A 16427-nucleotide genomic window follows, 5' to 3' on the forward strand; every position below is an offset into this window, starting at 1 on the left:
ATCTGGTCATTGATATTGAATCTCTATTTTGAAGCGAGCTAGTTCAAAGTTACTATTTTGAGTTCTGTGTACCAAATTAACAGTAAATACCACAAATGGCTTGTAAACCTAACATTGATAAAAGGGTTTTTTATAGAAAAACGCTATTCAAAGGCTTACAGGAACATTTTAGCTACTTTTTCTGCTTTTCTACTTTCGCTGTAGTCATAAAATCCTTCTTCAGATTTCATTCCCAATTTTCCAGCCATTACCATATTGACTAATAAGGGACAGGGAGCATATTTTGGGTTTTTAAAGCCGTCATAGAGTACATTCATAATCGATAGACAAACATCAAGTCCAATAAAATCAGCCAGTTGTAAAGGTCCCATTGGGTGGGCCATACCCAATTTCATTACTGTATCTATCTCAAGGACACCCGCTACACCATTGTATAAGGTTTCTATTGATTCGTTGATCATAGGCATTAAAATTCTGTTGGCAACAAACCCAGGGTAATCATTCACAGCTACAGGTATTTTATTAATTTTTTTTGACAAATCAACTGTAATCTGCATTACTTCATCTGAAGTGTTGTAGCCTCTAATAATTTCGACCAATTTCATTATTGGAACCGGATTCATAAAATGCATACCAATCACCTTATCAGGTCTGTTGGTTGCTGCAGCAATTTGAGTAATTGAAATCGATGAAGTATTGGTCGCTAAAATGGTTTCTTTTGGACACAATTCGTCCAGTTTTTTAAAAATTTTTGTTTTTAAGGCTCTATTTTCAGTAGCTGCTTCTACAACCAAGTCGGCATATTGTATGCCTTCTTCAATAGCCGTAAAAGTTGTAATATTGGCTAAGGTTTGCATTTTGTCTGCTTCCGAAATTTTTTCTTTAGAAATCATTCGGTCCAAATTCTTAGAAATCGTAGTAATTCCTTTGTCCAATGCTTCTTGGGATACATCGATTAATTGGACTTTATAGTGAAACTGAGCAAATGTGTGCGCAATTCCATTTCCCATTGTTCCAGCTCCTATAACAGCGATATTTTTCATAGCGTATCTTTTTATTTAGGTGTTTTAATCGGTTTTCACTTCTTGTTTGTCGCAACAAATTGCGAAAGAGCTCAAACAAACTACTCAATCCTATCGCAAATTCCTAAATTTAAATCGATCTTAATTTTTTTAGAAACAATTAATTATTTGTTGAGCAATTCTCAAAGCTTCTGTTCCATGCTCTAAAGAAACGACTGGTTCTGTGTCGTTTTCAATAGCGTCCGCAAAAGATTCCAATTCGTCCAAAATTGCATTATTGGCTTCTACTGATGGATTGTCAAAATAAATTTGTTTTTTAACCCCTTCAGCATTTTGTAAAATCATAGCAAATTCGTCTGGATTTTCAGGAACGTCTTTCATTCGAACGACTTCTGATACCTTCTCTAAAAAATCTACAGAGATGTAAGCATCTTTTTGGAAAAAACGTGATTTACGCATGTTTTTCATTGAAATTCTGCTGGCAGTTAAATTGGCAACGCATCCATTTTCAAACTCAATTCGTGCATTTGCAATATCAGGAGTTTCAGAAATTACGGAAATTCCACTTGCATGCACATTTTTTACTTTCGATTTTACAACTGAGAGAATGATGTCTATATCATGAATCATCAAATCCAAAACAACAGGAACGTCGGTTCCTCTTGGGTTGAACTCTGCCAATCTATGGGTCTCAATAAACATTGGATTTTGAATCATGTCTTGAACGGCAGTAAAAGCAGGGTTAAAACGCTCTACATGTCCAACTTGTCCCTTTACATGATGTTGACTGGCTAATGTTTTGATAGCTTCTGCTTCCAATACTGTTTTTGTGATTGGCTTTTCAACAAATATATGACAGCCACTTTCGATTGCTTTTTTTGCACAATCAAAATGAGAGAGTGTAGGTGTAACAATATCGATTACCTCCACAGCAGCGATCAAATCATCAAGTGATTCGAATAATGTATAGCCAAATTCTTTGGCTACTTTTTCTGCATTTTCAGTATGGGGATCGTAAAATCCTACCAATTCGAATTTCTCAGATTGTTCTAATAATCGTAAATGAATTTTCCCTAGATGACCCGCACCTAATACTCCAGCTTTTAGCATAAATATATTTTTGGCCATTCTTTCCCTTGATGACGTCCTTAAATTAGTGTTTGGCTTTTTAGATCAAATCAAAAAAAATCCAATAACAAATATACAATTTTATAAGATTGTATTTGGATTTATTACTACTTTTAAGCTTTTAGAAACGAACTAGAATTGAGAGACACATCAAAACATCAAGGACTTAGAAATCAGCTGGCTAACGTCTTAAGAGCGAAAGGGATTACAGATGGAAAAGTGCTAAATGCAGTTCGGGAAATCCCTCGTCATTTATTTATTGACAGTAGTTTTGAAGATCATGCATACAAAGATAAAGCATTTCCGATTGCTGCCGAACAAACCATTTCTCAACCTTATACAGTAGCTTTTCAGACACAAACATTGGAAATAAAACCCAATGATAAAGTATTAGAAATTGGAACTGGATCAGGTTATCAAACAGCAGTTTTACTCGAATTGAAAGCATCTGTTTATACGATCGAAAGACAACACGAATTGTTTAAAAAGACATCTTTATTTTTGCCGAAGTTAGGCTATAACCCTAAGAAATTTATTTTTGGCGATGGTTACAAGGGCTTGCCCTCTCAGGCTCCTTTTGACAAAATAATTGTGACTGCTGGTGCTCCTTTTGTTCCGAAACCTTTATTATCGCAGTTAAAGGTAGGAGGGATGTTGTTGATTCCAGTAGGAGATCAAACACAAATGATGACCTTGTTTATTCGAAAATCTTCCAAAGAATTTGAAAAACACGAATTGGGTGATTTTGCCTTTGTTCCGATGTTGGAAGAAAAGAATTAGCGTTTACGGCTAATCGATCACTGGTACTTATAAAGTGGCATCAGCATAAAGATTCCACTTCCCTTGCACACGCATCACTTGTTCAATCACGTCTCGCACACATCCGTCGCCCCCTTTTTTGTTAGAAATGTATGTAGCGACTCCCTGAATTTCAGGAACGGCATCATTTGGGCAAGTTGGCAAGCCTACTAATTTCATCACTGGAAAATCAGGAACATCATCTCCCATGTAGAGAATGTTTTCAGGTAGTAAATTGTATTTTTTTACCAATTCCTGATATTGTTCTATTTTTTGGTGAGCTCCTAGGTAAATGTCTTCAATCCCCAGTGCATGCAATCTTTTTCGAACCCCTTCATTGGTTCCTCCAGAAATAATGCAAATTCGGTATCCATTGTTCAAGGCTACCTTCATCGCATACCCATCTTTAACATTCATATGTCTTACCAATTCACCATCGGGCATAATAGTTAGCATTCCGTTAGTTAGTACACCATCTACATCAAAAATAAAAGTGGTGATTTTGGGCAATAATAGTTTGTAGCTAATTTCCATTTTGGATTGATTTTGTAAGGATTGAATAAATATTTTGTTGATTTGGGTTCAGCATTGCTAAATGACTGTCGATTGTTTTTTGATCATTGCGAATTGCAGGCCCCGTCTGTGCTTCCTCTGGGGATAGTGTTTTAATTTTTTCTGCTGTTTCTTGAATTAAGGGCTGTAAAATTTCAAAGGGAACTTGGTTGTTTTTACAGAGATCTTTTCCAATTGTATAGAGATGATTGGTGAAGTTATTCACAAATACGGCTGCTACATGCAAGGCTTTTCGTTGTTCAGAATTGATTGCATATACGTTTTTACTGAGAGTCTTTGCCAAGGTTTCTAATAAGGCATAGTTTTCTTTATTTGTCGTTTCTATGCAAATAGGAATTTTAGAAAAATCGATGGGTTTCTCTTTTGAGAACGTTTGCAATAGATAAAAAACACCTTTGTTTGTTTCGTTTTGCAAGGCTTCCATAGGAAAACTTCCAGAAGTATGTACTACAAATGAATTGATAATTTTGGATGATACCGCAGCAATTGCGTTATCTGAAACAGCAAGAATGCTGATATCTGCTTGCGGTACTACTGTAATATTTCTAGAACTAATTTTTAGAACCTTTACTGTAGCTATATTTAAGAGTGCTTTGTATAGGTGTGTAGCCACATTTCCGTTTCCGATGATAAGTATAGAAATCATGTAAGCGAAGATATTCAAATTTTATAGATTCTTCCTTTAGGATTTCCTAAATTCGCTTTATAATTTTTGAAACAAATGAAAAAGCAAAATACCTTAGGAATCAATACCCAATGTGTGCATGTGGGTGAAGTTAAGGATACACAGTTTAAAGGAGCGGTTTCTCCAATTTATATGGCAACTTCTTATGCCTTTGATCAGGTAGATGTAAAGCGCTATCCAAGGTATTTTAATACTCCAAATCAGGAAATGTTGTGTAAAAAAATTGCTGCTTTAGAACATACCGAAGCAGGGTTGATTTTTGGATCAGGGATGGCAGCAATCAGCACTGCAATGTTTGCTTTTTTAAAAACAGGGGATCATATCATTATTCAACAAGTCATCTATGGAGGAACTTACAACTTGATTGTTTCAGAATTTGACAAATATGGTATTGAATATTCTTTTACGGACTCTGATCGAGTGGAAGATTTCATACCATTAATTAAAGAAAATACCAAAGTACTATATATCGAAACCCCTTCTAATCCTTTATTGGGAATCACAGATATCAAGGCAATTGCTAGATTGGCAAAAAAACATTCCATCATTACCATGATCGATAATACTTTTGCCTCCCCGATTAATCAGACCCCTGCCGATTTAGGCATCGATATTATTTTACATTCTGCTACAAAATACATGGGAGGGCATTCCGATATTTCTGCGGGAGCGATTGCTGCTAGTCAGTTTCATGTAGATTTAATTTGGAAAACAGCTATTAATTTTGGAGGAAATTTAAGCGACCAAACAGTTTGGTTGTTAGAACGAAGCTTAAAAACCTTAAACCTTCGTGTAAAAGAGCAGACCAAAAATGCTCAAGAAATGGCGGAATACTTAGAAGGAAATTCAGATATCGATCGGGTGTATTATCCTAGGTTGAAAAGTCACCCACAGCATGAGCTAGCAAAATCTCAAATGCACGGATTTGGAGCTATGTTGTCTTTTGAGTTGCAAAAAGGAATTGATCCCATGGTTTTTCAAAATCATTTACAACTCATCAAACCCTCAATGAGTTTAGCAGGTCTAGAGAGTACTACGGTAAGTCCATCTCAAACGACACACGCATTGTTGAGCCCTGAAGAGCGTTTAGAAAGAGGCATTCGTGATGGGTTGATTCGTTTTTCTGTAGGCATTGAAGAGTCGAAAGATTTAATAACAGACATAGAGCAGGCAATCGAAAAAACCAAATATTAACTTTAGGAGTGATTTGTTCGTTTTCTGAAGTCTGTTTTCAAAAAAAGTCCAATTTGTAATCTATCTAGATGCATGTGGTTGATATACTGGTATAAGTATCCCACTTCAAAAGAACAATTTGATGAGGCTTTGAATCCCATTGCCGAATACAATCGATTCTCTGTATACAGCTTTCCTTTAAAATTAAAAAAACACTCGTTACTTGCTGTTAGGTATAACTGTTTATTTAGCAAAATTTTCGTTTTTAATCGATACCGCGCTCTGTTTAGTAAAGTTAGAACTCCTTTCGAATTTATATTTCTATGTTCGATTCTAAAACGATGAGTAAAGGGACTTTGAAAAATATTAGGGGTATATGCAACTTGTGCATAGAATCTATGTTCTTCTGTATTTGGGTCTGTATCTGTTGCAATGGTCCGATCGATATCTAAGTAAAGATAGCTTACTGTTGCTTTCAGTTTGGTTGAAAGCTTATAGTTGATACCCAAACTGTATAGGCTAAGATTGTAGTTTTGAAAGGTTTTATAATTTCGTTTTTCAAAACCAGAGAGGATACTCCATTTTTCTGAGATTTGATGGTTTGCATAGATTAGTGACCAACTTCCCAAGTGTTTTTCGGGAGCGAATTGACTTGTGCAATGAATGGAAAACAAAAATAACAAAGCAGCTAAAAGTCTCGTTTTCATAGAAAAGGTAAAAAAAGGCTAGGTTTTCAAATATTCCAAAAAAAACCTAGCCAGAGAAGAAATTACATATGATCTAAATGGTGATGCTCATCGATTAATGGACCACCTTCAATGATATGATCAGAAGCTTTTTCAGCAAATTTCTCGAAGTTTAAGTGAAAGAAATGTGCCAGATGTATTGATTTACTGATGTAGACTCCTTTTTGTAACCAAGTATTCATTGGGTCTAACATTTCTGTTGGAACATTCGGACAATATTTCGGCATAAACAATCCGAAAATTGGATGCTGATCATATTCGACAGTATCTAAGCTTCCTTTCAAAATTTCAGTAATCATCGCCCTTGTATATTTTAATTTGATTCGAGAACCAATACCATAAGGTCCACCGGTCCATCCAGTATTGATCAACCAAACGTTTACGCCCGCATCTGTCATTTTTTTACTCAACATTTCGGCATACTTTGTTGGATGCAATGGCATAAAAGGCTCTCCAAAACATGCAGAGAAAGAGGGGACAGGTTCTGTAATTCCTGCTTCAGTTCCTGCTACTTTGGCAGTATATCCAGAAATAAAGTGATAGGCAGCTTGCCCTGGAGTTAATTTTGAAACTGGAGGTAATACGCCAAAAGCATCACAGGTTAAAAAGAAAATATTCTTTGGATTTCCTGCAAAAGAAGGCTTTTGAATATTATCAATATGATCAATTGGATAACTGACCCTTGTATTTTGAGTAATGGATCCATCCATATAATCCACATCGCCATTTTCTGTAAAGACCACATTTTCTAACAATGCTCCTAGCTTAATGGCTCTAAAAATATCGGGTTCTTTTTCTTCGGTCAAATCAATTACTTTTGCATAACAGCCACCTTCAAAATTAAAAATAGTGTTTTCGGCAGTCCAACCATGCTCATCATCTCCAATTAATTTTCTACTTGGATCAGCAGAAAGGGTTGTTTTTCCTGTTCCAGACAAACCAAAGAAAATGGCGGTATCTCCATTATCGCCAACATTGGCAGAACAGTGCATTGGCAAAACATTTCTTTCAACAGGTAAGATTAAATTTAATGCAGAAAAAATTCCTTTTTTCATTTCTCCTGTATAGGCAGAACCTCCAACCAATGCAACCTTTTTAGAAAAGTTGATGATTGAAAAATTTCCTTGACGAATTCCATATTCCTTTGGGGCATCACAAACATAACCTGGGGCACATAAAATCAACCAGTCTTCTTCAAAAATAGCAAGTTCTTCATTGGTAGGTCTTAAAAACATATTGTATACAAACAGATTTGACCAAGGATATTCTGTTACGGTTCTGATGTTTGTTCTGTAGGTTGGGTCAGCGCAGACATACCCGTCTCTCACATATAATTCTTTGTTCGATAAATAGTCTACGATATTGGCTTGTAGTTTATCAAAATTATGTGGTGAAACTAGTTTGTTTGTTTTCCCCCACCAAACCTTATCTGTAGTATATTCATCTTTTACAATAAAACGGTCTTGAGGCGATCTCCCAGTAAATTTTCCAGTGTTGATCGCTAAAGTTCCGTTTTTTGTTTCGGTTCCCATTCCTTTGGCTACAGTTATTTTTTGTAACTCTTCTGGGCTTTGATTCCAATTTACAGTAGCATTTTTGATCCCGTAAACTTCTAAATCTGATTTTTTTGGAATAATTGAATTTGCTTTCATACTTATTTTTATTTAATGATTAATATATTAAAATGGCCAAATTATTGGCACGAGGATTAATGACGTTATTAAAAAGAGCAATAAGAGAGGAACCCCCACTTTTAAATAATCTAAAAATTGATAGCCCCCAGAACTCATTACCATTGCATTCGTAGTAGTTCCTATGGGTGTTAAAAATGCAGTAGAGGCACTAATGGCAACAGTCATCAACAAGGGTTCTGGAGAAATTTGCATAGTGTTAGCTGCAATTAAAACAATAGGCGCCATCAAAACAGCAGTTGCAGAATTATTGATAAACTGGCTAAAAGTGGTCGTTAGACTGAAGATTCCTACCAACAGTAAAATTGGGTTTTCTTTTCCGAGAAACTCAATCATAGAATTGGAAATCATTGTTGCTGCCCCTGTTTTTTGAATGGCAAGTCCCATAGGAATCATAGCAGAAATCATGACAACACTAGTCCAGCTAATCACTTTGTAGGCTTTAGAAAAAGGAATACAGCCAGTGAATAAAATGATTCCAGCACTCAGTAAAGCAGCAATAGCTCCAGGAACAATTTTAAAAACCAGTAAAACAATCATAAAAATCAATGCAGCAAGTGCGATGAAAGATTTTGGTGTTAACTCGTCAATGTCTTTTAGCATTTCTTCGGGCCTACCAATTACCACAACATTTTTGTGTTGATTTTTCAGTTTTTCGATATTTTCCCAAGATCCTCTAATAATAAAACTATCTCCAGAATTTACAGAAATGGTATCTTCCAAATAGGGTTTTTTATGTCTTGAAGTTGCTAATAACTGAATGTCATATCGTTTAAAATATTCGTGTAATTTAATTTCTCTTCCCACTAAAAAAGATTTGGGAGTTACAATCACTTCAGACATTCCAACCTCTTGGTTGATTAGGTTGTTTCGCAATTCATTTCGAGCAGATTTTACTGGCAATAACCCAAGTCGAAATGTGATCATTAAAGCATTGATGTCTTCTGTATTTCCTTTTACGGTAATAATGTCGTGATATTTGAATTTTGTCCCTTTATCTGGAAATTCGATAAATGGTTGAGTTCCTTTCAACCTATTTGAGTGCCTTCTTTTCAAACGGATAATATGGACTTTAAACTTATTTTCTAAATTCCATTTGCTAATTTTTGTATTGATCAATGGAGAAATTGATCGAACTCGCAACCGATAATAGTCATTTTCAATTTTATATGCTTCGATCCATTCATGAAGCGTTGCATCAATATTAATGGGCTTGTTATTGGTCTTATTTTTTGGTAATAACTTAAACCCTATATACCGAAAGTAGAGGATGGCTATGACTAATAGTGGGAGTCCTATCAAACCAAATTCAAAGAAAGAAAACCCATCGAAACCTGCACTAATTAAAGCGTTATTTACAATGATGTTTGGTGGAGTTCCCGTCAAGGTAAGTAAACCTCCCGTATTCGATCCAAATGCAACAGGAATTAATATTTTCGATGGCATTGTACCAATACTCCATGCAGATGCAATTGAGGTGGGTAAAAGGGTTGCTACGGTTCCGGTATTACTGACAAATCCAGAGAGGATACCTGAACCCAAAGTGATAATTACCAATAACTTTGGAATACTTTTTCCCGCTAAGGCAATTAATTTCTTACCTGCCAAGGCCGTCCATCCTGTTTGTGATAAGCCTTCACCAATGATAAATAATGAACCAATCATAATCACAGTTGGGTTGCTAAACCCACTAAGGGTTTCAGAAACAGTTAGAATTCCGCATAAAAACAAACTCAGCATGGAAACTAAAGCAACTACATCAGGAGGGTATTTCCCCCAAATAAATAAACCAATTGTAATGGTTAAAATCACCAGCATTAACGTCATCAAATCCAATCTTTTGAGTTTTTTTCTTTTTCTTTATAGAGATAAATTTAGAGCTAATCTGAGCTTGTTTTTATGATATATATCATACTTTTTGGCAGTCTTTCATTTTTGTCATTATGATAATATTTGTTTTGTATTATTGAAAAGTTAAAAGAACGAAAACGTAATAGAACTAATGCTTTATGAAATTATTCTATTTATTTGGTTATTTTTGAGAGTTCATATTTTGAGTTGAGAGAACTTGAGCTTTATTTCTTACTAGAAAGAAGTCAGAAACGAACAATTGAATCAATCATAATTACAGAAAAAAAATATCATGAAATTAGATATATTAGCATTTGGTGCACATCCTGATGATGTAGAGTTAGGCTGTGGAGCAACCCTATCCAAAGAAATTTCTTTGGGAAAAAAAGTAGGTATAGTCGATTTGACTCGCGGTGAGTTAGGTACTCGAGGTACTGCAGAGTTACGCTCTATTGAAGCTACTAATGCTGCCAAAATATTAGGAGTTAGTGTCCGTGAAAACTTGAATTTTGCTGATGGCTTTTTTGTCAACGACAAAGAGCATCAAATGGCTGTATTGCAAATGATTCGAAAATACAAGCCAGAGATTGTACTTTGCAACGCCATAGATGACCGCCACATCGATCATCCAAAAGGAAGTAAATTGGTTTCAGAGGCTTGTTTTTTAAGTGGATTGGAGAAAATTGTGACTGAAGTAGCTGGAGAGTTGCAAGAAAAATGGCGTCCAAAGCAGGTATATCATTATATTCAATGGAATTCTATCACTCCCGATTTTGTAGTGGATGTGAGTGGTTTTATTGAAACGAAAACAAAAGCAGTTTTGGCCTACTCGTCTCAGTTTTACGATCCTAGTAGTGAGGAACCAGAAACCCCTATAACTAGTAAAAACTTTATAGAGAGTATCAATTATAGAGCGAGAGATCTGGGGAGGTTGATTGGTGTAGAATATGCAGAGGGCTTTACCACAGAACGTTACCTTGCAGTTCAAAATTTAAGTAAATTAATTTAAATTTTTCTTTTCTTTGAATAGAAAAAACGATTATATTTGCACCCGAAATTATATGGTGGTTGTAGCTCAGTTGGTTAGAGTATCGGTTTGTGGTACCGAGTGTCGCGGGTTCGAGTCCCGTCTTCCACCCAAAATTAAATCCTTCTCATTGATGAGAAGGATTTTTTTGTTGCTATTATTTTAGAAATTTAAAAACTGTGTGCTAGTTTACCTGAATATCAAAGGTTTTAAAAACCAAGGAAGTCTTCAATAGAAGTCGGATCACATCACTCTAAGGCACTAGGCATTCTTCAATGCATCCCATAGAATACAGCCCAATAGTACCACTATGATTGTTAGTAATACGATTTTGCCGCATTGCCCTAAAATGATACTGAATCGAGAATCTTTGTTTGTATTAGGCATTTTTATTGATAAAATTAAAGAGTTTAAAAAAAAACAATTTAATTTTTAAAATGGTTTTTACTTATTTTTTTCGTTAAAAACACATCATTTATCGATAAACGACACTTTTTTATAGACAAGCATTATTATAAATATTAATACTCCTATTGGTTTTGTTCAAGCTGAATTCTTTAAAAAATCAACTTTTCTGCTAAATATTTAGCAGTATGGGATTTTTTATTCATTGCTAATTTTTCAGGTGTTCCTTCAAAAATTAGATTTCCTCCATTTTTTCCACCTTCCAAACCCAAATCGATAATATAGTCAGCACATTTGATAAGCTCTATATTGTGTTCTATTACTAAAATAGAATGTCCACGTTCAATCAAAGCTTCAAAAGAGGCTAATAATTTTTTAATATCATGAAAATGCAATCCAGTAGTGGGTTCATCAAAAATAAAAAAGGTTTTGTCCTTGGTAGTTCCTTTTACTAGGAAGGAAGCTAATTTGATACGTTGGGCTTCTCCACCAGATAGGGTAGAAGAAGACTGTCCCAATTGCACATATCCTAACCCTACGTCTTGCAGTGGTTTTAGTTTTTGAGAGATTTTCTTTTCTCCATTTTCAGTAAAAAAATCAACAGCATCATCAATGGTCAAATTAAGGATGTCATCAATATTTTTTCCATCTATTTTTACCTCTAAAACCTCTTTTTTAAATCGTTTGCCAGAACATACATCACATTCTAGATGTACATCTGCCATAAATTGCATTTCAATGGTGACTTCTCCTTCTCCCTTACAGACTTCACAACGACCACCTTCAACATTAAAAGAAAAATGCTTTGGCTTGTAGTTTCTGATTTTTGATAATTTTGAATTTGAAAATAAGGCGCGAATATCGTCATAGGCCTTGATATAGGTAACTGGGTTGGATCTTGATGAACGTCCAATTGGGTTTTGATCGATGAATTCAACATTCTTTAAGCTGTCAAAATCGCCAGTAACAGAGGTGTGTTGTCCTATTTTATTTCCATAGCCGGTCAATTTTTTTTGAAGGAAAGGGTACAAGATGTTTTTGACTAAGGTACTTTTTCCAGATCCGGAGACTCCCGTAATGACACTCAGGCAATTTAAAGGAATTGTCACATCAATATTTTTGAGGTTGTGTTCTCTAGCCCCAACTATTTTAAGAACATTTTTAAGGGGTCTTCTTTTGGATGGAATTTCAATTTTCAATTCTTCATTGAGATATTTCGCGGTCAATGAATCCGACTTTAAAATATCTTGATAGCTTCCTTCAGCAACTACATGCCCTCCAAAAGTACCAGCCTCCGGACCAATATCGATGATATAATCCGAGGCTTTCATGATGTCTTCATCATGTTCTACGACCACTACAGTATTTCCGAGGTCGCGCAAGTCTTTTAAGACTCCAATCAACCGCTCGGTATCTTTGGGATGCAGTCCAATACTTGGTTCGTCCAAAATATACATGGAGCCTACTAATGAGCTTCCTAGAGAGGTTGCTAAATTAATTCGCTGACTTTCACCTCCCGAAAGGGTATTTGATGTTCTGTTGATGGTCAAATAATTTAAGCCTACATTATTCAAAAATTGCAAGCGATTTTTAATTTCGATCAACAAGCGTTTTGCAATTTTTTCTTGATGATCGTTGAGTTCAATCTGTTGAAAAAAGTCAGCCAATTCATCCAAAGGAAGCGAAACCAAATCTGAAATGGTTTTCCCATCTATTTTGATATACTCTGTTTCTTGTCGCAATCGCTTTCCTTCACAGGCAGTACATTTTGTTTTTCCGCGGTAACGAGAAAGCATTACTCTATTTTGAATTTTATAACTCTTTGCTTCTAAAGCAGTAAAAAAGTGATGGATTCCATGAAAACTTTTATTTCCATTCCAAACCAATGCTTGTTGTGCTGCTGTCAATTCAAACCATGGTTTATGAATGGGAATATCAAATTTGAAAGCGACACTGATCAATTGTTCTTTGTAGTGAATAGATGAAGGGGTTTTAAAAGGAAAAATTGCGTCATCATAGATAGACAATCCTGTGTTTGGAATCACTAGGTCATTATCGATTCCAACGACATTTCCATATCCTTCACAGGTAGGGCAGGCGCCATAAGGATTGTTAAAGCTGAATAAATGAGTATTGGGCTCTAAAAAAGACATCCCATCCAAATCGAATTTATTACTAAACTCTGTAGTCACAGCCTTTTCTATGTTTTCGATATAACAAATTCCTTTTCCTTCAAAAAAAGCAGTTTGTATTGCATCTGCTATTCGGTTGTAAAAGTCTTCATCATCTTTGGTAATGATTCGATCGACCACCAAAAATAAGTCTTCATTTTTGTATTCTTCGATTGGGAAATCACCAATTCTAAAAATAGTATCCTTCCATTTTAAACGTGCATAGCCCTGTTGCTCTAATACTTGTAATAGGGTTTTTAAATCTCTATTTTTATCTATGATAATGGGTGCTAATAAGAGAAGTTTTGTTTTTTCTTCGAACTTTTTCACAAAATTCACCACATCAGAAACGCTATCCTTTTTAACTTCATTTCCAGAAATAGGAGAGTAGGTGGTTCCAATTCTAGCGAATAACAATTTAATATAGTCGTAAATTTCGGTAGATGTCCCTACAGTAGAACGCGGATTTGTAGAATTCACCTTTTGCTCTATCGCAATCGCTGGTGCAATTCCTTTGATATAATCAACTTTTGGTTTGTGTAGTTTTCCTAAAAATTGACGTGCATACGAACTCAAACTTTCTACATACCGTCTTTGCCCTTCAGCATATAAGGTGTCAAAAGCCAATGAAGATTTCCCAGAACCAGATAATCCTGTAATAACCACCAGTTTATTTCGAGGAATCACCACATCAATATTTTTTAAATTATGGAGTCTAGCCCCTTTGATAATGATGTTTTTCTTGGGATTTACGGTGGAAATATCTGCTTTCATGTATTCAAAAATATAACTGTAAAAATACCACTTTTCAAAGTCTAAACTAAATGAATTAAAATGAAATTTGTTAAAATAGTTGTGAAATTAAATAATAATGAAGATATTTGAATTGTTAATCTTCAAAAAAGAAACGCCTATATAAAAAAAATTACTTTTAAACTATTATCAATTAATAAGAATGAAAAGCTCTCTGCTTTTTAAAAAGTAATTTTATGATGCGTAAAAATTCAATTCCAGATAGTACCTTAGTCCGTGAATTTATTCAAGGAAACGAAGCTTCTTTAGAGGTTTTAATTTACAGACACAAACAACGTTTGTATAGTTTTATTTATAGCAAAGTATTGAACCGAGATCTTACTGAAGATATTTTTCAAGATACTTTTATAAAGGTTATTCGTACCCTCAAAAAAGGGACCTATAACGAAGAAGGAAAGTTTTTGCCTTGGGTTATGCGGATTTCTCACAACCTTGTGATTGATCATTTCAGAAAAACAAACCGAATGCCTGCCTTTAAAAATACTGACGAATTTGATATTTTTTCAGTGATTAGAGATGGGGCATTAAATGCAGAGAAGAATATGATCCAAGAGCAAATATATTCAGATGTCAGGGATCTTGTGGAAGAGTTAGTACCCGAGCAAAAAGAAGTGCTGATAATGCGAATGTATAAAGACATGAGTTTTAAAGAAATTAGCGAAAACACGGGTGTAAGCATCAATACTGCCTTGGGAAGAATGCGGTATGCATTGATGAATTTGAGAAAATTGATTGAGAAACACAATATTATTTTGGTAAATTAATACTAAAGAAGGAATTGATACGTTATTGATTTATAACCAGTTAATTCATAACGTATATGATGAAAATCTACTCCAAAAAGTCATCTGATTTTCAGATGCAACCCACAGAAGAAACAGTTCAATTTCTGATTAATTTTTCAAAGTCTTTCGCTTTTGTAAAAACCAAATCAGAGGATTACATTGAGTTGAATTTGAATTAAGAGTGGAAAAGCTCCAACCTAAGTTGGAGCTTTTTTAAGCTTAAGGACTTTTCTTAAAAAATCACTTTTGGAAGCTATGTTTTTTATAGTACTCCTCTAACACCGTTTTTCTACCTATTGTTTTGGTGATGATATCCTTATCCAAATCCCAACCTCTTGCAGGAGAATATTCTCGACCGTACCAGATTATTTGTAAATGCAAATCATTCCACAGTGCTTCTGGGAACAATCTTTTAGCATCTTTTTCTGTCTGACTAACATTCTTTCCATTGGTTAAATTCCATCGATAGAGCAGTCTGTGAATATGGGTATCTACGGGAAAAGCTGGAACTCCAAATGCTTGGCTCATGACGACACTCGCTGTCTTATGTCCTACTGCAGGCAATTCTTCCAAACCTTCAAAAGATTGAGGAACCTCGCCCTGATATTTTTCAATCAAAATTTTCGACAATCCATGAATTCCTTTTGATTTCATGGGTGATAAGCCACAAGGTCGAATGATTTCTTTAATTTCCTCGACTGACATTTTGATCATATCGAAGGGATTGTCTGCTCTGGCAAACAACAATGGGGTAATTTGGTTGACCCGAACGTCAGTACACTGTGCTGACAATAATACTGCAATGAGAAGTGTATAGGGGTCTTTATGGTCTAAAGGAATAGGAATTTCTGGATAGAGTGCCTCCAATTGCTCAATGACAAATTGTACTTTTTCGGATTTGGTCATGCTTTTGTTTAAAGAGTTCAAGGTGTAAAGTTAAAAAGTTGAATAGTAAAAAAGACTAACAAACCGTGTTTTTTCAGAATACAAATGAGAAAGGTGTAAAATAGGCTGTTTTTTATTCTAAAAAGTTTTTGAATCCAGGATTTACTTTATAACTTTCAACTTTTAATCATATACCCAAAAAAACATGACTACATTAAAAATAGGTGACCCTGCTCCAAATTTCAATTCAAAAGACGAAAAAGGAAATACGATTCAATTGTCTGATTTTTCAGGTAAAAAATTAGTTTTATTTTTTTATCCCAAAGCAAGTACCCCTGGATGTACCGCTGAAGCCTGTGACTTAAGAGATCATTACGATGCTTTTTTAGCCAAAGGCTATGCTATTTTAGGAGCCAGTGCAGATTCGGCAAAACGTCAACAAAATTGGATAGACAAGCATCAATTGCCTTTTCCGTTATTAGCAGATGAAGACAAAACAGTTATCAATGCCTTTGGTATTTGGGGACCTAAAAAATTTATGGGTAAAGAGTACGACGGAATTCATAGAACGACCTTTGTTATTGATGAACAGGGAATCATAGAAGATATCATTTCAAAAGTAAAAACCAAAGCGCATGCAGAACAGATTTTAGGGTAAAAGAAGAAGCTACAGA

The 16427-nt window shown here is 35.0% G+C and carries 14 protein-coding genes and 1 tRNA gene; 6 read left to right on the plus strand and 9 right to left on the minus strand.

From position 1 onward, the window contains the following. Positions 1-155: 155 nt before the first annotated feature. Together RRF69_RS10570 and RRF69_RS10575 are read right to left on the minus strand one after the other, a co-directional pair. Positions 156-1043, minus strand: a complete 888-nt coding sequence (locus tag RRF69_RS10570) for a 3-hydroxybutyryl-CoA dehydrogenase (protein ID WP_316939750.1) — start codon at positions 1041-1043, stop codon at positions 156-158. A 129-nt stretch (positions 1044-1172) separates the two neighbouring features. Beyond that, positions 1173-2132 (minus strand): Gfo/Idh/MocA family oxidoreductase, encoded by a 960-nt coding sequence (locus RRF69_RS10575; RefSeq protein ID WP_316939751.1) that lies wholly within the window; start codon positions 2130-2132, stop codon positions 1173-1175. A gap of 156 nt (positions 2133-2288) precedes the next feature. Here RRF69_RS10575 and RRF69_RS10580 point away from each other — a divergent pair, with 156 nt between their 5' ends. Continuing rightward, positions 2289-2930, plus strand: a complete 642-nt coding sequence (locus RRF69_RS10580) for a protein-L-isoaspartate(D-aspartate) O-methyltransferase (protein ID WP_316939752.1) — start codon at positions 2289-2291, stop codon at positions 2928-2930. 27 nt (positions 2931-2957) lie between these two features. Here RRF69_RS10580 and RRF69_RS10585 read toward each other — a convergent pair whose 3' ends face one another. Next, positions 2958-3482: an HAD-IIIA family hydrolase gene (locus tag RRF69_RS10585; protein WP_316939753.1), complete on the minus strand. Its 525-nt coding sequence runs from the start codon at positions 3480-3482 to the stop codon at positions 2958-2960. Continuing rightward, positions 3472-4167 carry a DUF2520 domain-containing protein gene (locus tag RRF69_RS10590; protein ID WP_316939754.1) on the minus strand — a complete coding sequence of 232 codons (696 nt, stop codon included), beginning with the start codon at positions 4165-4167 and terminating at the stop codon, positions 3472-3474. The genes RRF69_RS10585 and RRF69_RS10590 overlap by 11 nt, the downstream gene beginning before the upstream one ends. Positions 4168-4242: 75 nt before the next feature. On the opposite strand from RRF69_RS10590, the gene RRF69_RS10595 reads away from it, so the two are divergent. Further along, positions 4243-5400: a PLP-dependent aspartate aminotransferase family protein gene (locus RRF69_RS10595; RefSeq protein ID WP_316939755.1), complete on the plus strand. Its 1158-nt coding sequence runs from the start codon at positions 4243-4245 to the stop codon at positions 5398-5400. Positions 5401-5402: 2 nt separating this feature from the next. Here the strand turns inward: RRF69_RS10595 and RRF69_RS10600 are convergent, their stop codons facing one another. The 3 genes from RRF69_RS10600 to RRF69_RS10610 form a co-directional block, all read right to left on the minus strand. After that, positions 5403-6086 carry a DUF2490 domain-containing protein gene (locus RRF69_RS10600; RefSeq protein WP_316939756.1) on the minus strand — a complete coding sequence of 228 codons (684 nt, stop codon included), beginning with the start codon at positions 6084-6086 and terminating at the stop codon, positions 5403-5405. 62 nt (positions 6087-6148) lie between these two features. Next, a complete protein-coding gene (gene pckA / locus RRF69_RS10605; protein WP_316939757.1) occupies positions 6149-7777 on the minus strand; it encodes a phosphoenolpyruvate carboxykinase (ATP) in 1629 nt (542 codons plus the stop codon). Between the two features lie 27 nt (positions 7778-7804). After that, positions 7805-9643, minus strand: a complete 1839-nt coding sequence (locus tag RRF69_RS10610) for an SLC13 family permease (RefSeq protein WP_316941139.1) — start codon at positions 9641-9643, stop codon at positions 7805-7807. 316 nt (positions 9644-9959) lie between these two features. On the opposite strand from RRF69_RS10610, the gene bshB1 reads away from it, so the two are divergent. Next, positions 9960-10676 (plus strand): bacillithiol biosynthesis deacetylase BshB1, encoded by a 717-nt coding sequence (gene bshB1, locus RRF69_RS10615; protein WP_316939758.1) that lies wholly within the window; start codon positions 9960-9962, stop codon positions 10674-10676. A 54-nt stretch (positions 10677-10730) separates the two neighbouring features. Then, positions 10731-10806, plus strand: a tRNA-His gene (locus RRF69_RS10620). A 445-nt stretch (positions 10807-11251) separates the two neighbouring features. Here the strand turns inward: RRF69_RS10620 and uvrA are convergent. Next, positions 11252-14044 (minus strand): excinuclease ABC subunit UvrA, encoded by a 2793-nt coding sequence (gene uvrA / locus RRF69_RS10625; RefSeq protein WP_316939759.1) that lies wholly within the window; start codon positions 14042-14044, stop codon positions 11252-11254. Positions 14045-14262: 218 nt separating this feature from the next. Between uvrA and RRF69_RS10630 the strand changes: the two genes are divergently transcribed. Then, on the plus strand, positions 14263-14847 hold the full coding sequence (locus RRF69_RS10630) for an RNA polymerase sigma factor (protein ID WP_316941140.1): 585 nt from the start codon (positions 14263-14265) through the stop codon (positions 14845-14847). Between the two features lie 261 nt (positions 14848-15108). On the opposite strand, the gene RRF69_RS10635 is transcribed toward RRF69_RS10630, so the two are convergent. Then, positions 15109-15774, minus strand: a complete 666-nt coding sequence (locus RRF69_RS10635) for an endonuclease III (RefSeq protein WP_316939760.1) — start codon at positions 15772-15774, stop codon at positions 15109-15111. 184 nt (positions 15775-15958) lie between these two features. On the opposite strand from RRF69_RS10635, the gene bcp reads away from it, so the two are divergent. After that, on the plus strand, positions 15959-16411 hold the full coding sequence (bcp, locus tag RRF69_RS10640) for a thioredoxin-dependent thiol peroxidase (RefSeq protein WP_316939761.1): 453 nt from the start codon (positions 15959-15961) through the stop codon (positions 16409-16411). Positions 16412-16427: the final 16 nt, after the last annotated feature.

It is taken from the genome of Polaribacter sp. HL-MS24 (assembly GCF_032758595.1).
Lineage (GTDB): Bacteria > Bacteroidota > Bacteroidia > Flavobacteriales > Flavobacteriaceae > Polaribacter.

Bases quoted from the DNA above. Each gene is read 5' to 3' on its own strand.
- RRF69_RS10635 (WP_316939760.1), bottom strand. From the start codon at position 15,774: ATGACCAAATCCGAAAAAGTACAATTTGTCATTGAGCAATTGGAGGCA.
- RRF69_RS10610 (WP_316941139.1), bottom strand. From the start codon at position 9,643: ATGACGTTAATGCTGGTGATTTTAACCATTACAATTGGTTTATTTATT.
- RRF69_RS10595 (WP_316939755.1), top strand. From the start codon at position 4,243: ATGAAAAAGCAAAATACCTTAGGAATCAATACCCAATGTGTGCATGTG.
- RRF69_RS10575 (WP_316939751.1), bottom strand. From the start codon at position 2,132: ATGCTAAAAGCTGGAGTATTAGGTGCGGGTCATCTAGGGAAAATTCAT.
- RRF69_RS10590 (WP_316939754.1), bottom strand. From the start codon at position 4,167: ATGATTTCTATACTTATCATCGGAAACGGAAATGTGGCTACACACCTA.
- pckA (WP_316939757.1), bottom strand. From the start codon at position 7,777: ATGAAAGCAAATTCAATTATTCCAAAAAAATCAGATTTAGAAGTTTAC.
- uvrA (WP_316939759.1), bottom strand. From the start codon at position 14,044: ATGAAAGCAGATATTTCCACCGTAAATCCCAAGAAAAACATCATTATC.
- RRF69_RS10630 (WP_316941140.1), top strand. From the start codon at position 14,263: ATGCGTAAAAATTCAATTCCAGATAGTACCTTAGTCCGTGAATTTATT.
- RRF69_RS10600 (WP_316939756.1), bottom strand. From the start codon at position 6,086: ATGAAAACGAGACTTTTAGCTGCTTTGTTATTTTTGTTTTCCATTCAT.
- RRF69_RS10570 (WP_316939750.1), bottom strand. From the start codon at position 1,043: ATGAAAAATATCGCTGTTATAGGAGCTGGAACAATGGGAAATGGAATT.
- bcp (WP_316939761.1), top strand. From the start codon at position 15,959: ATGACTACATTAAAAATAGGTGACCCTGCTCCAAATTTCAATTCAAAA.
- bshB1 (WP_316939758.1), top strand. From the start codon at position 9,960: ATGAAATTAGATATATTAGCATTTGGTGCACATCCTGATGATGTAGAG.
- RRF69_RS10585 (WP_316939753.1), bottom strand. From the start codon at position 3,482: ATGGAAATTAGCTACAAACTATTATTGCCCAAAATCACCACTTTTATT.